This is a genomic window from Sinomonas sp. ASV486 (assembly GCF_030908215.1).
Lineage (GTDB): Bacteria > Actinomycetota > Actinomycetes > Actinomycetales > Micrococcaceae > Sinomonas > Sinomonas puerhi.
In genome coordinates this window covers 507591-528433 of the sequence record NZ_JAVFJK010000001.1, presented here as the reverse complement: position 1 = coordinate 528433, position 20843 = coordinate 507591, and the positions used below count along the sequence as shown (strand labels likewise).

Sequence of the window (20843 nt, the reverse complement as noted above, 5' to 3'; positions counted from 1 at the left end):
GGGCCGCGAAGCCACAAGGGCAGGAAGGGCGGGAAGGGCATCCCCGTGTGGGTCTACCAGTCCTTCAGCAGAGCGGAGCGCGCCTTGCTGTACGCGGCAGTTGGCAGGTAATTGCCATGGGTCGCGACCTCAGCCATGTATGAGTCCGGCTCGAGCTCCGACACGCGGCAGTCCAACACGTTGGGAAGGGCCGTGTAGGAGAACACGGGGAATCCGAGGTAGTCCGTGCGGCGCCAGAGGTTGATCCAAACGGGCCTCGCGGGCCGCGCGTGCGCCTGCTGGCCGGACGGGTCGACGTCCTGGGCTCCCGCCGCTTCCTCCTGAGCTCCGACGAGCGTGCGGAGTGGAACGGCCTGTTGCTCGGGCGGTGTCCCCACGGGACCGGTTCCGAGGAGATACTTGCCGTCGGTGTCCAGGTCTTTGCCCGCCCAGGGGTCCACCTGCCAGAAAGACGGAGCAGCGACGCCTGGGGTCCCCAACACCTTAGGCCCGAAGAACTCGGGGAAGAACCTGCCGAAGTACGGGCGGAGCTGGACTCCGAACGTGATCATCTTGACGTTCTTGAGAAGCTCCTGATGGCCAAGGGCGGCCACGTGGAACAGGGCGGCGACGCCGAGGACGGCCCCGAGGCTGTGCATGGAGAGGAGGAGCCGGCGGTTGGGGTCCGGATCGCACCCATGCTCGGGCGCGTGGCCGTCGTCGTCCTCGCACTCTTCGCACCAATCCTCAGCGGCCTCCGCAGTGTGAACATCAGGCTTCGACGTGGCGGCAGGTTCCGCGTCCGCTCGTTCGAGCCAGCCGATGATGCGGTTCGCGAGCTCGGGGACGGCCCGCTCCGAATAGCAGGCCGGCCCGAACGGGTGGGCGGCGCGCGGGAGCCAGGCCATGACATCCCACAGGAGGCCAAGGGGCCGGCGACCCCCCACGGCGGCATTGGCAACCGCCGCGGATACGAGCCCCAGCGCTCCCAGGACCACGGTGGTCAGCACCACCCACTGGAATGAGATCGAGAGCGTCGTCACGAACGTGTCCCCGAGAAGCGTCCTGAGCGCCGCGAGCAGGTCATTCCACCGAGTGCCCACGTGCAGGTCCCTCGCCTCGCGCATCACTGTCACGGAGAGGGAGAGGGCCACTCCGATGCCGATGACCCACGCGAGGGCGTTGATGAGCGGCTCCGCCCGCTGCATGAAGGCGTTCCTGCGGCGCACCGTGTTGATCTCCTTCGCGTACATTCGGTCGGAGCTGAGGATGCGCGGGGTATCGATGGTCGTCCGTCGCAGCCGGAACATCGCGAAGATGGTCAGGAGGATGGCCACGGCGATGAACATGATCGTGAGGAGGCCGCCGAAGGCCCAGTACACGGTGGGGACCTTGATATCGGTCGGCGGGAAGGTGTTCGGACCATCGTCTGCAACCCTGGTGAGGGTGCGGAAGAGCGGGTCCGAGTCTGCCCGACCCGTCGCGATGCGGCCGCCTCGCAGCCATTCCCCGACGCCGAGGGGCACCGCGCTCGTCAGGAAGGCCATGACCAGAAGGCCGAGGAGCATGAAGACCCCGGGTGCCGCGCCGTGCCACGCCTGCTGGCGCCGCGTCTCGTCGCGGTGGATCTTCACGGCGTAGCTGATCACCACGAAGAGGCCAGCAGCCACCGTCACGGCCACCATGACGATGTTCCAGAGGCCGAGCGCGGAGCCGTCGAAGAGGCCGGCGAGGAACGCGACAAGCGTCGCGACGCCGACAGTCAGGACGATCGTGGCCAGCCACTCGTTGCACCCCGCACGGACCACGCAGCCCGCCGCGGCCAGAACTGCGAGCGCGACGAGGATGGCAGTCGGCGCGAGCTGGGCAGCCACGAACGGTTCGGGCTTGGTCTCATCAACGTTCGAGGACGCCACGACCACGAGAGACCAGACGTAGACCGCCAAGCTCGCGAGGAGCAGAATCGTCGCCCACACTGGCCGGCTCGAGGCGGCGAGCATATCCGTGGGCGGCCGGATCGAACGGGACCAGCCAATCACGACCCCGGCGACCACCACGAACAGCGCGGCGTCGACGAAGAACACCGCGATCGAGCCGCCGTCGGCGCCGTGAGACCAGAGGTCGCCCATGAGCAGGAGGACCACGAGGCCAACACTCGCCGCGATGTGCAGGAGGCCGGTGGGCGAGTTGATGGTGCGCCGCACCCAGATCGCAGGGACGCCGAGGGCGAACGTCTCCGCGTCGCGCTTCCTCCGGATGGCCGGAAGGGCCCGCGCGGCGTCTTCGGGCCGGGTGCGGAACCGAACCCCATTGACCACGCCGAGGGCGGCGACGAGGACGACGACGACGATCGGCGCCGCGGAGACGGCCGCCAGCCGCTGGCCCCGGGTCAGGTCGCGGAGGCCGTCGAACCACGTCGGCAGGGCATTGCACACCTGCCACTTGTTATGGGGCGTGATGGTCTGGAAGCACTGCACGGCGATGAGGTCGAACGCCACGGCCGCGACCGCGGCGGCGAGGAACAACGTCATGAGCAGGCTGAACAGCCGGACCAGCCCGCCGCCGTCGCCCGTCCGCAGGCCGCCCTCGCGGCTCGGGTCCGGGCGGAAGGACCGAGCCCAGTACGCGGCGTTCGCGAAGCCGAACGGCGCCACGAGGAACCACGCGATGTTGTAGAACGCCCGGCCCACCTTGCCGAGGAACGTCGCACCCCGCTCGAAGCGGTCGAGGTTGCCCCAGCTGTACGCCTCGAGCCGCGTCCCCGCTTCCAGATCCTGCCCCGGGGTGTCGTTGACCGGATCCTTGAGTGCGTAGAAGCCCGCGAGCCGGTCCCCGAGCTTGATGTGCCCGTGTTCGGCCAGCGCGATCAGGCCGACGTCGACTCCCAGCATCACCTGGGGCGGCGTGTTCAGCACTCCGTGGATACGGAGCTCGAGGATCTCGGGGCGCTTGGGCCCAGCGGGGCCGGCCGCTTCGCTAGCCGCAACGGGTGGAGGGGGAGCAGGGGCCTGCTCGGCAGGCGAAGGGACGCACCCCTGGGACCGCTGGCCTCGGCTTCGTGATCGGCCCAACCAGCCGGGAGGGCGTCGCCCGCGCTGCCTGGCGCTGGCGGGAGGAGCGGCGGGGCCAGTTCGACGAGCTGCGCCGACGGACGGGTCGGCGCCGAGAGCTTTGGATCCCGGCTGATCGCACGGATCGATCGCGGATGCGTCGGTCCACTCGGCCGCCTCGGGCGCTTCGGGTGAATTAGGCGCTGTAGACATAGGTCATCTCCCTAGTCCCCAGCACGTGACACAGATATTACGGCAGCGGTTATGACCGTGTCCATGGGCGTCGCACCCGTCGACTGGACGCAGCGCATCGCCGGATGGGTTTCCCGGACATGTCGGTGACTCAGCCGAACCCCGCGCCGCCCATTCTCGTCACACCGGTCGTGGGGATACGCTCCCGACATGGCTGCTCCAGACATCACGGAAACGTTCATCCTGGTGCACGGCGCGTGGCATGGAGGCTGGGGGTGGCGGCCCGTCGCGGCGAGGCTCGAGGCTGCGGGGCACGCCGTGCACGCGCCGACCTCGCCGGGCCTCGCCCCCGGCGACGACCCGACCGGCGTCGGCCTCGAAGACGCCGCCGACGCGCTCGTCGCGTACGTCGAGCGGCACGACCTCCGGAACCTGGCCCTCGTCGGGCACAGCTGGGGAGGCTTCCTCCTCTCGGCCGCCGCACCGCGCCTGGCACGCAGGGTAGCGCGGCTCGTCTACATCAACGCGTTCGTGCCCTTGGCCGGCGAGTCTATGGTCTCGCTCATCCCCGAGCGCGCGGCCGCCATGTACGCGCAGCGCGCCGCCGCCTCGGTGGACAACACGACGACGGTGCCGCTCGAGCTTTGGAAGGCCGTGTTCATGCAGGACGCCGGGGCCGAAGCCCAGGAGCTCGTCCACAGCCTCCTGACCCCGCACCCGTTCTCGACGCTCACGGACCCGGCGGCCGACGTCGACTACGCGGCGCTCGGCGTACCGCTCGCCTACGTCGGCTCGCGGGAGGACCTGGCGATGGTCGCGCCCGACGCACCCTGGCCTCCGCCCTTCGCCGAGCGCCTGCCCGGGCGCACGTTCGCCGAGATCGGCGGGAGCCACGCGTCGATCCTCACCCGGCCGGCCGAGGTCGCCGACGCGCTGCTCGCCCTCATGGACGAACCGTGACGTTCCCCGCCGAAGCCCGTGGCACTGGTGTTGTGTCGGGCAGACTGATGGGGTGAGCGGAATCCCGTGGGTGCTGCACGTAGACCTCGACCAGTTCATCGCGGCGGTCGAGGTGCTCCGGCGGCCTGAGCTTGTGGGCAAGCCGATCATTGTCGGCGGCCGGGGCGATCCCACAGAACGGGCGGTGGTGTCAACCGCGTCCTACGAGGCTAGGGCCTTCGGCGTGGGCTCCGGGATGCCCTTGCGTGTCGCGGCCCGGAAGGTGCCAGACGCCGTGATCCTGCCCGTCGATCAGGAGGCCTACCTCGCCGCGTCCGAGGAGGTGATGGCCGCCCTGCGCGCACAGCCCGGCGCCGTCGTGCAGGTGCTTGGCTGGGATGAGGCGTTCGTGGGCATTGAGACAGAGGATCCGAAGGCCTACGCCCGGCAGATCCAGGCCGCCGTCCTCGAGCGGACGCGGCTGCAATGCAGCGTGGGCATCGGCGACACGCTGGTCCGAGCCAAGGTCGCCACGGGCTTCGGCAAGCCGGCCGGCGTCTTCCGCCTCACGGCCGGGAACTGGCTCGACGTCATGGGCAGTCGGCCCACCAAGGACCTGTGGGGCGTCGGCGCCAAGGTCTCGGGCCGGCTCGCGAAGCTCGGCATCCACACCGTCGCCGAGCTCGCCGCGTCCGACCCCCAGGACCTCGTCCCGGAGTTCGGCCCGAGGATGGGCCCGTGGTATGCGCAGCTCGGACGCGGGGACGGCACCAGCGTCGTCGACGACACCCCGTGGGTTGCCCACGGGCACAGCCGCGAGACCACGTTCCAGCGCGATCTCACCGAACCTGACCAGGTGCACGAGGCCCTGAGGGAGCTGGCGGCACGCGTCCTCGAGGATGTCGCGGCCGAGGGACGACCCGTGGTCGGGCTGACCCTCAAGGTCCGGTACGCCCCGTTCGTCACCAAGACCCACGGGAGGAAGATGCCCGAGACCTCCGACCGGGACGACGTCCTCGCGCGGGTCCTGGCCCTCGCGGCCGAGATCGAACCCGGCCGCCCGATCCGGCTCCTGGGCCTGCGGGCCGACATGGCCATGCCCGACGACGCCCGACAGGGGCACACGCCAACACGCGGCGGCTGGTGACGGCGCCTACGCGCTCAGCAGGATGTCCAGGCCATCTGGGTCGGTGAGGCGCGCGCCGTCGGGCGTGCGTTCGACGGCGACTCCGCGGCTCTCGAGGGTCGCTGCGGCTTGGTCGATGCTCGCGACCCGCAGCGCGAGGTGCGGGAACCGCGGGCCGGAAGGGGCCGGCGTCGTGAGCTCGATGGCGTCGGCGCCGAATCGGAAGCGTGACTCCCCAACCGGCTCCATCCCGAGGACGCCGGCGAAGAGGCGCGCGGCGTCGTCTGTGCTGGCGGCGGCATAGGCGAAGTGGTCGAGGAAGAGGGCGAGGGCGTCGTCGGGCTCGGGGATGCGCAGGTCGAGGTCGCGCTGGAGGAGCTCGAGGCGCGCGCCGTCGGGTGTGAGGACGAAGCCAAGGCGGCCGATGCCGGTCCCGGCGGGCTTGGGCGGGGTCGCGTCGAGGCAGCCGGCGTCCAGGAGACGGCCGTAGTCTGCGTCGAGGTCGTCGCTGAGGAACGCGAGGTGGTCGGCGCCGTACGGGAGCGGCGTGAGCGACTCGGGGTCGTAGATGAACTCGACGAGGCCGCCCGCGAGCTGCATGTAGGCGATCTGGACCGGCGTGCCCACGATCGTCTCGTGGAACACGACCCGCGCATCGAGGCGGCCGTAGAAGTCGAGCGAGGCCTCGATATCCCGCACCAGGATCCCCAGATGGTTGAGCTCGTAGATCACGCTGGTGCGCCTTCCTCGTCGGTGGTGGGCCCATCCTTTCATGGCAGGCAAACATGGTCGGCCCTCACCGTGCCCCTCTAGACACACAGGGGAGGTCGACCGGTTATCGCTGGCTCCCCCCTTTCAACGAGTGCCGTCCCCGTCGTCAGGTCCGATAACGAACTCCTTATGAAGCCGTTCCATGAGGGCGGGGATGAGCTTCGCTCCGACGCTCGCCTCCAGCTCCGCCTTGTAATGCTCAACCCAAACCTCAACGATCGCCTTCAGATTTGGAGCCAGAGAGTCGAATGCAGGGGCTCGCTCAGCAGCCACTCGGTCGCGGGGAGTCCGAACCCCATCAGCCGCCAGCTCGCCGCGCTCGATCCGCATGACCTTGGGGAGCGAGCCAACCGCTAAAGCCGGGCCTGAAGCTTCCGGGCCATCCCACTCAATGAGCGCGGCTGGGGTGGCGTCTGGCGCGGCGGACGCAGCCGTAACCTCTGCCGGGATCAGTCCCTCGAATACCAGTGGAATCCGATCGAATGGCATGACGAGATCGAGCATCGTGGTCGTCCGGGTCAAGGCGATATACAGCAACCGGAGGCCATGAGGCATGTCAACGATGCGTTGTGGGTCGACGATGATGACCGCATCAAATTCTAGGCCCTTTGCGTCTTCGGGTGTGACCAGATTGATCGCCCCCGAGAGTTCGCCAGACGTTGATTCTGCCCATTTGAGCCCGTGACGCTTGAACGACTCGCGGAGTTCACCCCACAGGTCAGGGTGGGCGACGACGCCCACGAAGTATCCTTTGCTGCGGTCGATCACGGCTCGCGCCACCGCCGTGCCAAGCTCGCTTCCTGGCACGACGTTCCATACGGGATCATGGTCAACATCTCGCAGGACGATGGGCGCCTCCACATCAGGGGCAGCCGCAGCAAGAACAGGCAGGGCAAGGTCGAAGGCCTGGCGAGGAACGCGATACCCATGCTCGAGCCGTGCATTTCGCGACGGAAGTCCCAGCGCAAGCGCATCCTCCACCGAATCCCATGAGTCACGTGCGTGAGGGCCGGTTGACTGTGCGATGTCGCCAACCACTGTCATCGACCCGTTACGCGATCGACCACGGAGCGCGACAAGCTCCATGTGCGAAAGATCCTGCGCCTCGTCAGCGACGATGTGCTCGTACTTCTGCGGCAGTCCACGCATCAGAGCTTGGGCGAGATCCACCACGGCCAAGTCTGCCTTAGTCCACGGCTCGTCGACCACTCGGGATGCCATTGGACGATAGAGGAGTTCCACCTCTTCCTCATCAAACTCCTTGTTCGCCTTGGCCAGCCGATCACGCGATCCGTAGAGCTCACGCACAAGCTGCGCGGGGGTCAGCTGAGGCCACATGCGTTCCACAGCCCCCTCAATTGAGGAAGCTTCCAACATGCTTTCGGGGTCTATGCCACGCGTATTGCCGATCCGGTCCGCGCACGCGTCAACGAGACGCTTCCTCAGATTGGCGCGCCCATCAACATAGGGGATTGGCTTAATCCCGTCGAAAAGCTGCCTCACCTCGTCGGACGTAAATCTCAGGACGGCTGCCGAGTTGCGACGGCGCACGATAACGTCATCCTTCGGGACCCGCGGGCGGAGCTTGATTGCTCTGGTTAGAAACTCCTCCATGCGAACGGACCCCTTGAGGGACGCCGCCTGTTCAGTTTCCTGACCACGTACTCGGATTTCGCCACGCAGGACGGCCTCCAAGGATTGCTGCACCACATCCTCGTCGCCGAGACCGGGGAGCACCTTGCGGATGTAGCGGGCGAACATTGCGTTGGGACCCACAACCAAAATGTCCTTGGGCTTCAGGGAGTCCTGGTAGGTGAACAAGAGCCAAGAAACTCGGTGAAGTGCAACCGCTGTCTTACCCGTCCCTGGACCGCCTTGAACGATCAGGAGTTGGTCCTTGTCCTGCCTGATCACCCTGTCCTGTGCAGCCTGGATGGTCGTGACGATGTCTTCCATCTCTCCGGAGCGTTTCCGGCGGAGCACGTCCTGCAGGAGATCGTCGGCGCCGTAGCTGAAGGTCTCCAACGCCTCGAGCTGCGCGGCAAGTTCTTGAAAGACGAGGTCATCGAAGTCGCTGATCTCGTTGTACGGCGCATTGAACGTGCGTTTCCAAGCAAGCCCGTGAGGATCCGACGGCGAAGCCTGATTGAATGCCGCAGCAACCGGCGCCTGCCAGTTGATGACGAGCAAGTTCTTCTCGCTGTCGAAGATCGGGACCTTACCGACGTAGTAGGAGTCTCCCTCGGACGTCACCATCCGCCCGAACGCCACGGGCTCATCAGGTGCGACCATCGGGCGCTTCTCAGCGGCCGCCTTGAACGCGCGACGCTCAACGGCAGTCCCCCCGGACGAACCGTTCTTGAGCCAGTCTGCAGCCTGAGATCGGAAATCACATGCTACGTCAAAGTACTTCTGTTCCTCGCGGATGACCTCGGTCTTCCGCTCTTGCACCAGGGATGATTCTCCGCCCACGCTTCCCCCAAATACGTCAAGCTCAATATTGATCGAATGCTACTCGCCCGGGCCGACATAACTGACGGACGATCAGGAAGCGGTCCATCGCATCGAGTCGCCGGCTAGCCGAGATAAGAGGGCGCCGAGCAATCGCCTCAGGCAGCTCGGCGCATACCCCTGATTAGACGAGAGCCAGATCCTCAGCTCCGGGTTCTCCCTCCACTGCCTCGTCGCCGGCTGCTTCGGCGGCCTCGGACCGGACGTCTGCAAGGCTGACATCGGGGCTCTGCGACACGAGCCAGAAGTCCCACCCTGCCTCGCTCTGTGAACCCGTCACCGCTTTCGCTGCAGCGGAGGGGGTTTCATATCGAGAGCCGCTGACGAAGAAAGCACCGTCAGCTCCGAGTGTCGCGATCACATGCCGATGCAGGGAATGCTTGGCGTACAGAGTTTGCGCGACTTCCAAAGCGCCGTCTCGCAGCAGGTCCGCAACCGTAATACTGAAGGCCAAGCTGGGCTGTTCGGCGTTCTTCAGCCCAATCACCGACGCAGGCACCCGCCAGACCTCCAGAATCGCGTCGATCATCCGCTGAGTACGGGCGTCGATCGCCGCCTCATTCCAGTCTCCGTCCGCGCCTGAAAGAACGTCACGAGTCATCAGCGTCGTTGCGTGCTTCTCCAGTGACTCGCGCTTCATCTGCCAAGCACCGTTGGAGACCTTGCTGTTGAGCGCCTGCACCAGGAGCGTAAGGTTCCCCAGCGTATGCACGCGGGCGTCACGTTCGTCCTCAGGAATGCCAGATTCCGAAAGACGCCAATGGACCCTCCACTCTTGAGGCATCACATGCTCAATAGTCGCGTTGTAGCGTCGAATCGGCTGCTCACTGAGGGGCCTGCCGGAGGTGAATCCACGGAGATGGTCCTCGATCGCTTCGAGAATCATCCTTAGTCGGGCTCGGGTCATTCTGCGATACACCGGCATGCCCGTCAGCTGCTCCCGCACGTCGGAGTCAGTTGGCCAGTAATCGCTTTCGGCAGTACGGCGAGCGAAGTAGTCCTCGAGGACAACTCCTACCTGGGCGCGGTCGGCACGATTCAGCATCGCTAGAACGTCGACGACGAGCCGGTTGTAGCCCTTCGTTGTAGCCCGCACGCATGCCCGGCGGACAAGCCAGCTCTCGATGACCTCCAGAGCCTTCGCAAACTGCGCTTCCGGGACTGGGCTGAGCCGGTCGTCAAGCAGCCAAATCAGGACAGGTTTGAAGACCTCAGAGTCGAGACTCGACGTCCGGTACACGAATCGGGCAAGCGGTCCCTGAACCCCAGAATCCTGCCACGACTCCTCAGTGAACCGTCGGTACGACTCTGCCGTCCGCCTCAGGTGGGGCAGGAGCTCCTGGACAGGCTCCGTCGATTCTGACACGTAGCGCTTGAAGTATCCGAAGACCTCCTTTGCAGGGATGTCCGCCTGAGTTGAAGCGACCAACCACTGATTCAGGAAGAGTGAGCTCCGGCTATACGTGAGGCGGCCCGCGGCCACTTCTTTCTCCCAGAAAGGTGTTTCAAAGTGCTGCCATTCCGCCTTGTAGACTTCCTCAGCGGCGTTCCCGGGCAGGTCCATTCGCTGGAACACAAAGTTCTTGATCAGATCCGCAGCTGTCAGAGGTGTGCCGCGAGCATTCAGGGTCTCGAAGATCTCCTGCGCGTCCTCGTGGGGCTTCAGCTCGATCACGACAAGCTGCAGCAAATTGGACAATGCCTCGACCAGAGCGTCGCCTGCCTGCAGCGTCTCCTTCCCGTCGAGCCAGGCAGCAATCGATGCACGGAAGAACGCATGCGCCTGCTCGATACGTGCACTCCGTCCGCTGAGCGCGTCTCCGGCCTCCTGACGCATTGCCGTCTGAAACGCCGGGCGGTCCCGGTTGGTCGGGACGAGCTTGAGCTGATGCTCGGGGTCCCTCGCGAAATGCAGAGGGTTCTTCACGAGATCCAGCGCCATTTGCGCCGAAGCCGGATTGCCGGATGCACTGACCTCGACATACGCCGCGTGAAGCAGCAGCTGCAGGGTGGTCAGCCGCTGCTGGCCATCGATCACGGAGCGTCCTTGCACATGGCCCGCTTCCTGCAGAACGTGCTGAAGGACCACTGCCCCGAGGAAGTGAGGAGCGGCATTGCCGCCTGCCAGAAGTCGGTCCGCAAGACGCTGAACGTCGTCCCACAATGGCTGCCACTGGCCGTCCTGGGACCACACGTAGGGCCGCTGGAACAGAGGGACCATAAGTTGCTGCGGCTGGAAGAACACCTCAAGTGGCGTTTTGACGGACGTTTCCATAGTTCCTTCTGTGGTCATTCAGCGCTGAAGCGGTATCTCCCGATACGCTAACGCAGGATGCCGACAATCTTGGACCCGGGGGAACCTCTGCCATGGCACGCTCGATACCAGAAGAGCCGGCCTTCGGCCCGGGTCACGCGTGCCGTCTGGAGGCTCTTGGTTGAGGCCCTGCCGGACAACGCCGTGGTCTGCCACTCCGTCCAAGTACGCCATGGCACAGCCGAGCACGAGATCGACCTCCTTGTCCTCTGGCCCAGCATCGGGGTCGCCTGCATCGAGGTCAAGGGCGGCCAGATCAGCATCGATCAGGCCCAGTGGTACCAGTCGGACCGCAACGGGAAGCACCGGATCAAGAGCCCGGTGGCGCAGTCTCAGTCGTCGATGCACGCGTTCATCGACATGGCCGGCGACCACCTCGGCACGCCACTGACCAGCAGGACCATCTACCTCGTGGCACTCCCCTACACTCGCGTGCCCCGTGACTGGGAGATGGCGGGGGTGCCGCGGTCGCTCGTCCTGGACATAGACGACTTGGCGAATCCGCTCGTCCTCGCCAAGCGCGTCGGCGAGGCCGTTCGCGCGGAGGGCCGCGGCGTGAGCGCGCTGACACGCGAGTACTCGGACCGGCTCGAGCGGCTCGCCTCGGGCACGCTGGTGACGCACGACGGCGGTTCGCTCGCCTCGGCGGGAGACGAGGACGTTCAGGACGCCCTCACCGAACGCCAGCAGGTGCTGCTAGGTGCCACCCGATCGATCCGGCACGTGCGCTTCATCGGCGGCGCTGGGAGCGGGAAGACCTGGCTCGCCGTCGAGAAGGCCAAGCGGCTGGCCAGGGAGGGCAAGCGGGTCGGGCTCTTCTGCTACAACAAGGGCCTGGGAATGCACCTGCGGAAGCGGACCACAGCGCGAAGGCACAACAGGCCGGTGTTCGCTGGCGAGTTCCACGAGTACGTCATCTCGCTCGGCGTCCCCGAGGGCGTGGGGCAGGCCTACTTCGACGAGGAGATGCCGCGGCGGCTCATCGAGGTGGGCAGCGCGCTCCCCGACGCTCAGAAACTCGACGCGATCGTGGTTGACGAGGCCCAGGACTTCGCACCCCTGTGGTGGGACGGGCTGCTCTCCTGCGTCAAGGACCCTCGGGAGGCGAGTGTCTACGCGTTCCTGGATGCCCGTCAGGATGTATACCGGCGGTGGGACGGGCGCGGAACGGTGGGTCAGGAGGGGAGGGACATCAGCTTCGTCCCCATCCATGTGGACGACAACCTGCGGAACTCTCGGCGCATCGCGGAGACGTTCAAGTGTTTCGCGGGCGACAACTTCACGCCGAGGACGGGGACCGGTCTGCCGGTGCGGTTCGTGGAGTGCGCCACCGAGCATGCCCTCAACGTTGCCTCCGACTGCGTGGATGCCCTCATCGACGAGGGGTGGGCCAACAATCAGATCGCCCTCCTGACCACCAAGACGCGGCACCCCATCCATCAGGAGGCCTTTGACTCGGGCCCCGAGGCGGTGGCGGAGTACTGGCGGGAGTTCTACGCAGATTCAGCCGAGTTCTACGGGCATGTCTTGGGTTTCAAGGGCTTGGAGCGATCTGTGGTTGTTCTCTGCGTCAATGGGTTCAAGGACATGAGCCGCGCGGCGGAACAGCTCTACGTGGGACTGTCTCGTGCCCGCAGCCTTCTCGTCGTCGTGGGCGATCGCGAGCTGATCGCAGCGGGCGGTGGCGGGGATCTGGCTCAGGCGCTGTCCGCAGCCGAGGCCTGGACCGAATCATAACCGCGACAGCGTGAAAGCGGGGACGGGACCCGCCCCGTCCCCGGTCGGCACGCTGCTAGTTGTTGCCACAGCGTTGGAGGCACGCCTATGGGCGGAGGAAGGTACAGCTCACTCGCCCACGCTCTTGCCAAACCCGCTCAGGATCATAAAACGTGGTATGGATGTTCTCGAACCAACTAATCATCTTGAGGAGATGCTGTTGACCTATAATCCAAAGCTTTCCGTCTCGGAGGGGCTCGACCATCTCGCGCAACGCCTCGAACCGATCATATCGGCGAAGTTCGAGGACGACCTCGCAGGCCACCCGTGGACGGTAATCCTGAGCCATCTTGATCAGGTCGCCGGCAAACCGCCGAAGACCTACAGCACCTCCGACCTGCAGACTCAACTAAAAATGTTGACGCGACGGCTTGGCAATTTCGGTTTTCCCTTTGACGACAACCGACAGACGGTAAGTACTCTTGGCCGCGAACTGACTATCGTGCGCAACGCGCGTGCGCACGGCGACCCATTCTCCCATCTAGACGCATGGCGAGCCCACGACTACTGCGTAAGGTTGCTCGAGCAATTCGGTGATGCGGCTGGCCTGGTCAAAGCCAATGAGCTTCGTCAAGAGGCACTACTGGTCTACGTGAACGAGCAAGGGATCGCGCCGTTGCCTGCCGCCGCCGGGCCTGAACCTGAACCCCCAGGCACTGAAGCAGACCTGGAAACCGCACCACCTGAGACCGAGGCCGAACTCGTGGCTCCGGACGCCGAGGTGTTCGCTCGAGAACCGTCCGAAGAGACGATGGTGGTGGGCAACAGCCGCCTTCCTTTTGAACCATGGGCGCCAGTTCCCGTCGGGGATGTCTCGGTACTCGATGCTCTACCTAAAGCGGCAGCGAAGCAGAAGGTCCGCGCCGTAGCAACAGAGATCGTCGAAGCGGAGGGCCCGATCCATCTTGAGCGCTTGGCCCAGCTGACGGCGGCCTCATTCGGTGTCCAACGGCTTCGGAACCAGAGGGCGAAGAAGATCATCTATCAAGTGAAGGCCGCAGGCCTGAATGTGGATTCTGATAAGTTCGTATGGCCGGACGGTATCGACCCAAAGACTTGGGCGGAATTTCGACCAAACAGCAGCCTGGTTTCACGCAATTTCCTGCACATTAGCCCCGTCGAGATCGCAAATGCTATGCGTTTTTTGAAAGAGCGCCACCCCTCCTCTGCAGAATACGAAATCGACGCCTCAACGCTTCGGACCTTCGGGCGGAAGCGCCGCATGAAGCAAGTCGTTGCTCATCTCGGAAAGGCGAGAGCATTGGTGTAGCTGGCGAGAGTTCTGGGAGGTGTAACGAGCGGGAGACCACGCAGTCCACGGTCAGCAGGTGCCGAACAAGCAGAAGCGATGACACTGACGCTTCGGAACGAAGCGATAGCCGTTTCTGCCCTCGAGGCCCGGGCTGACTTTGCCAGCGTCATTGCTTTTGTGCTGGCCCCTCGACAGAGTCAGCCGCCCTCCTCTGGCGACCGGCTATACCACCGCTACGGCTCAGAGCACTGACGGCTCTGGCGCCGAGCGTCCGGATCAACGCGATAAATCGAATAGAGTTCTACCGGCAGGTCGTGATCGAAGGGGGACGCCGCGTGGCGACATCAGAGCAGTTCATCGTCGACAACACTGCCGAGGACTGGAAGGCGCTTCAGTACCTCCGAGAGTGGTGTGACATCAGCTCGGCGATGGACATTGCGACAGGGCATTTCGAAATCGGAGCCCTCCTCTCGCTCGATCGCGCCTGGCAGAAGGTCGACAAGATCCGCCTGCTCATAGGAGGCGAGACGAGTCGCACGACTGCAGATGCCATCGCCGCGGCCCTTGACACTTCCATCGACGTCGAGCGACAGACAGGCGACACCTTCCTCACTGGAATCGAAGCAGTAGTGGATGGCATCCGCAGCGGCAAGATCGAGATCCGCGTCTACAAATCGAAGAAGTTCCATGCCAAGGCCTACATCACCCACAGCAAACTGAAGGTCGTTGGTTCGGCCGCCTTGGTCGGCTCCTCCAACTTCACCCGTCCCGGTTTGACCCAGAACGTCGAACTCAACGTCAAGTTCCAAGGACCCGAGGTCGCCGACCTGCAAGCCTGGTATGAGCAACACTGGGCCGAAGCCACGTCGGTGAGCGAAGAGCTGCTCTCCGTCTTGGAGCACAACGCGCGTGAGTTCACACCATTCGAGGTATACGCCAAGGCTCTTCACGCCCTAACCGCCGATGTCGATCCAACCGACAAGAGTTGGGAAGAATCCGAATCGGTCATCTACCAGCTCCTTGCGCCTTATCAGCAGGAGGCATTCCACGCCCTCATCGAGATGTCGCGGCGCTGGAACGGAGGGTTCCTCACGGACGGAGTCGGACTGGGCAAGACGTTTGTCGGTCTCATGCTCACCGAGTATTACGCGGTGCGACATCGCAAGAACGTCCTGATCATGGCGACAAAGACAGGCCAGGACGCGGTCTGGAACCCCGAGCTGAAAGAGAAGCTGCCGGAGCTGTTCGGCCAGTTCTCAAACGTCCTCGTGCGCGCGCACACCGACCTCACGACCAAGCAGGGTGTTGAGGAGATCGAGCACCTAGCCAAGCGGGCCGACGTCATCATCATCGACGAGGCCCACAACTTCCGGAATCACGGCAAGAAGGCGACTGAGGATAACCCCTGGGGCTCTCGCTGGTGGCGCATGCAGGAGATCTGCAAAAGCAAGATCGTCTACCTGTTGACCGCCACTCCGATCAACAACACGTTCTTCGACCTGGTCCACCAAGCCGAGCTCTTCACCGGAGTCGACGCCGATGATTACTTCGCAAGCATCGGCATCAACAGTTTGCGCAAGTACACAGTCGAATTGGAAAAGCCCTTCAAGAGCGCCGTGCCTGACAATGCCGCCATCGCCGCGATCATGTCGAAGGACAAGTTGTTCCAGTCGATCATTCACCAGAACAGCCGCAAATACGCCTTGGAGAGCTCGAAGGTCGCGGGCGGCTCCGAGGTCGTCTTCCCCGACACGCAGATCCCAAAGGTGGTGAAGTACGACTTCGGCCCTCTCTATTCCCCCCTCTTCACGGAGCTGCAGAACGCGTTCAACCGCACCACCCCGCTATTCGTGCTGCCCATGTACTACCCGCTGGCCTTCTCGACCAGTACGGACATCGACACCAAGGCCGAGAACCGGCAGAAGCAGGTCGTGGCGCTGATTCGAACGATTTTCCTCAAGCGATTTGAGTCGAGCCTTGCCGCGTTCGCCGGGTCTTGTCTCGACCTATCTGCCAAGGTGCTCCGCTGGCTCGACGTCAACACAATGATCGAACCCGAGCAAGAAACTCGCCTCGCTCACTGGCGCGCAGCCAACGAACCCACACTCAAGGAGATACACGACCGCTACCGTGGCATGACGGAGGAGGTCTGGCACGAGGAGGACCTCACCGAAGAGGAGCTCGATGAGCTTGAATACAACCTCGTCGGCGGCGGCTACAGGCTTCAGGAGATGATCGATGCTGCCTTCGAGGACCTCGATCAGCTTACGCGGTTCATGCACTTGATCCTCGCTGGTGCCGGGGTCGACGACAAGTACCTCCACCTTCGCGACCTCCTGCTGGGACCGTCGAAAGAGCGGAAGAAAGCCCTAGGAAAGGACGTCTTCACCCCGGAGTTCCGCACCCAGCAAGTCATCGTCTTCACCGAGTTCGCCGATACTGCCCGCTACCTGGAAGAGCGGTTGAGAAGGGACGGCGTCACCGACGTCGACCGCATTGACGGCACGCGGAGCAACGACCGCTACGGGATGATCAAGCGGTTCGCCCCCTTCTACAACAAGGTCTCCCTCGAAGACCGAAAGAAGCTCGTGCCGCTGCGCGTCCTGATCTCGACCGACGTACTCAGCGAGGGCGTCAACCTGCAGGACGGCACCCTACTCGTCAACTACGACATCCACTGGAACCCCGTCCGTCTCATGCAGCGCATCGGCCGCGTCGACCGCCGCATGAACCCTGTGATCGAAGCCGAACTCGTGAAGGAGAAGCCGGCTGCGAAGAAGGCGCGTGGGCACATCCAGATTCGCAACTTCCTGCCCCCCGCCGACATCGAAACGCTCCTCACCCTCTACAACCGCGTGCAGAACAAGACCCTCATGATCTCCACCACGCTCGGTATCCCCGGCGGCAAACTCTTCGACGAGTCCGACATCTTCGACGACGTCAAGGTCTTCCAGGCTTTCAAGGACGAATACACGGGCGACATCGCTCCCATCGAAGAGTTGCGGCTGAGGTGGCTCCAGCTCGTGAAGGACGATCCCGGTCTGGAGGAACTTGTAGCGCGACTCCCCGACGGGATCTCGACCGCCAAGAACGGTGAACCAGGCGGCGTCTTCCTGTGCCGACGGATTCCAGTACTCACCAAAGCCCACGAAGACGACGTCGATGCCGAGTGGACCATGGAGCCAGGCGAAATCGAGTGGGCCCTTCGGACGCCCGACGGCATCGAACGGGCGCTCGCCACGATCGACACGGCGATCGCTGCTGAACCGACCACCCCTCGTGGAGACTTCAGCGAACGGTCGAAACTGCAGTCGACCCTGCGCGAGTTGGAGCGTTTCGAGACGAAGCGACTCCGCAAAGAGACGCAGCTACCACTCGACGCCCCAGCCCCGAAGACGATCTGTTGGATGGAGGTCCAATGAGCACTAACGAAGACCGTGTCCGCAGACTGCTGCAGGCGGCGCCGAAGTCGGCAGACCACCTTCTCGATCTTCTGCTAGACGGGCTTGACTGGCCGATCCCAGAAGGCTTGACTTGGGGCGACATCCAGCTGGAGTGGGAACCCGAGGAGCTGCATCTCGACCCAGAGAAGGTCGCCAGGCTGAAGCAGATCTCCCAAATCCCCCCTCTTACGAAGGCGCAGATGTTCGGCGTCTTCGTCCTCGATTTCGAGGGCGGTCGTCTGCCGGTCGGGGCGATACGGCGCCTAGTCCAACGGCTCGTGAAGAACGAACGTGCTCGCAATGGCAGCGGAGCCCACGCCCAGTGGTCCCTCAACGACCTCCTGTTCTTCTGCCTCTCGGATGGCCATGAGAGGCTTCTCCACGTCGTCAACTTCCGTGAGAAAGACGGCAAACGTGTTCTGCGCGTCCTTTCATGGAGCGACCACCTCACGAAAGCGCGCCTTGACTTGCTGATGCGCCGAGGCGTCGCGGACCTGGCATGGTCGCCTGCCGACGGCCCCAAGATTGTCCTTGGACCAGACTTCGGCAAAGGGTTCCACGGCTATCGCGAAGGGCTAAGGTCCGCCGCCGCCCTCTCGGGTCGAATGGCCGAAGTTGCCCAAGATGTTCGCGACGAGGTGCGTGCACTCTACGAAGTCGAGATTGAAGGCGGGCCTATCCGTGCTCTCTTCAACGATGTTCGCGACCAGCTCCTCGGAGATCTCACCCCCGCGCGATTCGCGGACGTATATGCCCAGACGATGGTCTATGGGCTCCTCACCGCCCGAATCGCGCACCCCGAGGAGTTCAAGGTCGAGCAATCAGTGTCGGCATTGAAGTTCGACAATGAGTTCCTCGACGCCATCTACTCCCGTTTCCGTGATGACTCCGACCGCGTCATCGACGTTGACGAGCTCGGTCTCAACGAGCTGGCGGAAGAGCTTGCCGCTACCGATGTGGATGAACTGCTCGCAGACTTCGGTGCCGACAACCAGCGCGACGACCCGGTCGTCTACTTCTATGAGGAGTTCCTGACGCGCTACGATCCGGAACAGCGCCGCAACCTTGGTGCCTTCTACACGCCCCTCCCGGTGGTGCGCTACATCGTCAAGACCGTCGATGACGCCCTCAAGTCTTTTGGCCTTCCGCTCGGCGCCGCTGACCCCACCACGTGGGCGGAATACCTGGAGAGGCACCCCGAGATCGAGCTCCCGAAACTATCCAAGCCCGACCAGCCCGTCGTCTCGATGTTCGACCCCGCGAACGGCACTGGGACATTCCTTGTTGAATGGATCCGGCAGGCACGACGCAACGCAGGCGATGAGGGTGAGGCCGCGGCGCTCGAGCACGCGTCGGCCTGCGAGATCTCCTTGGCGTCATACGCTGTCAGCCATCTGAAGGTGTCCCTCGACATCTCAGAGAAGCTCCGCGAGAGAGTGCGCTTGCCCATCTACCTCGCCGACACCCTTGGGCAGAAGCAGCCCCAAGTCGTCGAGGAACTCGCAGACCCGATCAGCACCGAGGGCGCTCATGCCGACGAGGTCAAGTTCAACTGGAACCACAACGTCCTCATCGGAAATCCGCCATATGATCGCGTGGAGAGCACCGGCACCGGCGGATTTGTGACCGCCCTAGGGGAAGGATCGCCGCGGTCTCTCTTCGACGACGTCTTCGACGACGCGAAGAAGCACGTCATCTTCAGCGCCCACGCAAGCCTCTATAACCTCTACGTCTACTTCTGGCGCTGGGCCATTTGGAAGGTGTTCGAGGAGAATAGCGGCCCGGCTGTGGTCTCCATGATCACCGCATCCTCGTGGCTCGACGGGCCAGGATTTCTCGGCCTGCGCCGGCTCGCCCGCGAAGTAGCCGACGAGATCACGGTGGTCGACCTTCACGGAAACAACAAGGGCACACGAAAGGACGAGAACGTCTTCGACATCGAATCTCCGGTCGCCGTCGTGACTCTAGTCCGCCGCGGTGCGGGTGATCGGACAACACCTGCGCTCGTTCGCTATGCGAGCTACAGGGGATCTCGGTCTGAGAAGCTCGCCGCACTCACAGCTCTGACTGCTGATGGCGCCGTCCTCGACGTGGCCGAAGCCAGCGCCGATTGGCACGCCCCGTTCATCCCTGCCACCGGTGGAGCGGATTGGGCGTCATACCCCAAGCTCGTGGACCTATTTCCGCTACAGCAACCCGGGATGATGGTCAACCGGACATGGCCGATGGCCCCGGACCGAGCTGTGCTGGAGCAGCGCTGGAGTGAATTCGTGGGCACCAGCTCTTGCACTGAACGAGCTCGCTACTACGTCACTCCGAGCACTGGTCGACGCATTACAACGAGGGTTCCCGGCTTGCTTCCTCTCGTCAAGCTCACCGCAGGTGATCCGCACGAGCCGATTGTCAGGCTGGGAATGCGGTCGTTCGATCGTCAGTGGATCTTCAAGGATCCTCGGGTTATCGCACTTGAGCGACCCGCGCTCTGGGCCTCCCTGAGTGAGAAGCAGATCTTCCTGACAACGATGACCAACACGAGCCTCGGAGGTGGTCCCGCTGCAACCTTGACGACTGCCGTACCTGACAAGCATCACTTCCGCGGGTCCTACGGCGGGAAAGACGTCATCCCGCTCTACCGGGACGCCAAGGGCACACCCAACGTCAATCCCAGCCTCCTCGCCTTCCTAACGCGCGTGCACGAGGATGCGGCAGCGGACGCTGGAAGCGTCACCATCGACCGCCTGTTTGCCTACACGTTCGGAGTCCTCGCGGGTACGGACTACACAGCTCGCTTTCACGAAGCCTTAGAGACCCCTGGCCCTCGTGTCCCGCTAACGGCTGACCCGGAGTTGTTCGCTCAAATGGAGTCACATGGCAAGAGGCTGATCTGGTTACAGACCTTTGGAGAACGCTTCGGTCACGCGAAGCTTCCGTTAAACGGCATCGAATGGAAGACCACGCCTACCCGACTTCCCGTAGCGAAGTCCGAAATCAGCTTCGACCGGCTGACGGAGACGCTCCGTATCGCCGACGGGGTGCTGACCGGGGTCCCAGAGGAGGTCTGGAAGTTCGCGGTCAGCGGGATGGCCGTCCTTCCGAAATGGATCGGCTACCGTATGGCCAAGCCAACTGGACGAGCTGCCTCCAGCGGCTCTCCGCTCGACGAGATCAGGCCGACCGCTTGGTGCTCAGAGTGGAGTGAGGAACTTGTCGAAATTGTCGCCGCGGTCAAGGAGACGCTGACCATGCTACCCGCCGGAGTGGCGCTCCTCGAGCAGATCCTCGCCGGTCCGCTCATCCGCGCCGATGAACTGCCGCCCGTCCCCGATTCACTTCGGCAGCCACCGAAGGCAGGTGCGAGCGCCGGCGATGAAGCGTTGCTCTTCGACGACGGCATGCTTCCCGGAACCCAAGGTGACGTCATCTTCTAAGTACCTTCAAGGTCCAGCTTCTCCTTCAACCATCACCCGGCCCCAGCAGACTAGATCTTGTC

Annotated in this window: 10 protein-coding genes; 6 read left to right on the top strand and 4 right to left on the bottom strand. The window is 63.9% G+C overall.

Features of this window, described 5'->3' with window-relative positions; translation table 11 throughout:
- Positions 1-53: 53 nt before the first annotated feature.
- Positions 54-2894: a hypothetical protein gene (locus RBS60_RS02435; protein WP_307955911.1), complete on the bottom strand. Its 2841-nt coding sequence runs from the start codon at positions 2892-2894 to the stop codon at positions 54-56.
- A gap of 537 nt (positions 2895-3431) precedes the next feature.
- On the opposite strand from RBS60_RS02435, the gene RBS60_RS02430 reads away from it, so the two are divergent.
- Complete coding sequence (locus RBS60_RS02430; RefSeq protein ID WP_307955910.1) at positions 3432-4181, top strand: alpha/beta hydrolase; 750 nt, start codon at positions 3432-3434, stop codon at positions 4179-4181.
- A gap of 70 nt (positions 4182-4251) precedes the next feature.
- Entirely contained in the window at positions 4252-5307 is a 1056-nt protein-coding gene (locus RBS60_RS02425) for a DNA polymerase IV (RefSeq protein WP_307955996.1), read from the top strand.
- A 6-nt stretch (positions 5308-5313) separates the two neighbouring features.
- Here the strand turns inward: RBS60_RS02425 and RBS60_RS02420 are convergent, their stop codons facing one another.
- The 3 genes from RBS60_RS02420 to RBS60_RS02410 form a co-directional block, all read right to left on the bottom strand.
- Positions 5314-6018 carry a VOC family protein gene (locus tag RBS60_RS02420; RefSeq protein ID WP_307955909.1) on the bottom strand — a complete coding sequence of 235 codons (705 nt, stop codon included), beginning with the start codon at positions 6016-6018 and terminating at the stop codon, positions 5314-5316.
- A 123-nt stretch (positions 6019-6141) separates the two neighbouring features.
- A complete protein-coding gene (locus tag RBS60_RS02415) occupies positions 6142-8508 on the bottom strand; it encodes an AAA family ATPase (RefSeq protein WP_307955908.1) in 2367 nt (788 codons plus the stop codon).
- A 184-nt stretch (positions 8509-8692) separates the two neighbouring features.
- Positions 8693-10843 carry a DUF262 domain-containing protein gene (locus RBS60_RS02410; protein WP_307955907.1) on the bottom strand — a complete coding sequence of 717 codons (2151 nt, stop codon included), beginning with the start codon at positions 10841-10843 and terminating at the stop codon, positions 8693-8695.
- A 156-nt stretch (positions 10844-10999) separates the two neighbouring features.
- On the opposite strand from RBS60_RS02410, the gene RBS60_RS02405 reads away from it, so the two are divergent.
- From RBS60_RS02405 to RBS60_RS02390, 4 genes are all read left to right on the top strand, one after another.
- Positions 11000-12619, top strand: a complete 1620-nt coding sequence (locus tag RBS60_RS02405) for an NERD domain-containing protein (RefSeq protein ID WP_307955906.1) — start codon at positions 11000-11002, stop codon at positions 12617-12619.
- Positions 12620-12776: 157 nt separating this feature from the next.
- Positions 12777-13928: a DUF3320 domain-containing protein gene (locus tag RBS60_RS02400; protein ID WP_307955905.1), complete on the top strand. Its 1152-nt coding sequence runs from the start codon at positions 12777-12779 to the stop codon at positions 13926-13928.
- A gap of 317 nt (positions 13929-14245) precedes the next feature.
- Positions 14246-17332, top strand: a complete 3087-nt coding sequence (locus RBS60_RS02395; RefSeq protein WP_307955904.1) for a helicase-related protein — start codon at positions 14246-14248, stop codon at positions 17330-17332.
- Positions 17329-20781, top strand: coding sequence for a type ISP restriction/modification enzyme (locus RBS60_RS02390; protein ID WP_307955903.1), 3453 nt, complete (start codon positions 17329-17331; stop codon positions 20779-20781). The genes RBS60_RS02395 and RBS60_RS02390 overlap by 4 nt, the downstream gene beginning before the upstream one ends.
- Positions 20782-20843: the final 62 nt, after the last annotated feature.

Excerpts from the sequence above, each read along its gene's own strand:
- RBS60_RS02430 (WP_307955910.1), top strand. The coding sequence starts at position 3,432 with ATGGCTGCTCCAGACATCACGGAAACGTTCATCCTGGTGCACGGCGCG.
- RBS60_RS02410 (WP_307955907.1), bottom strand. The coding sequence starts at position 10,843 with ATGGAAACGTCCGTCAAAACGCCACTTGAGGTGTTCTTCCAGCCGCAG.
- RBS60_RS02400 (WP_307955905.1), top strand. The coding sequence starts at position 12,777 with ATGGATGTTCTCGAACCAACTAATCATCTTGAGGAGATGCTGTTGACC.
- RBS60_RS02390 (WP_307955903.1), top strand. The coding sequence starts at position 17,329 with ATGAGCACTAACGAAGACCGTGTCCGCAGACTGCTGCAGGCGGCGCCG.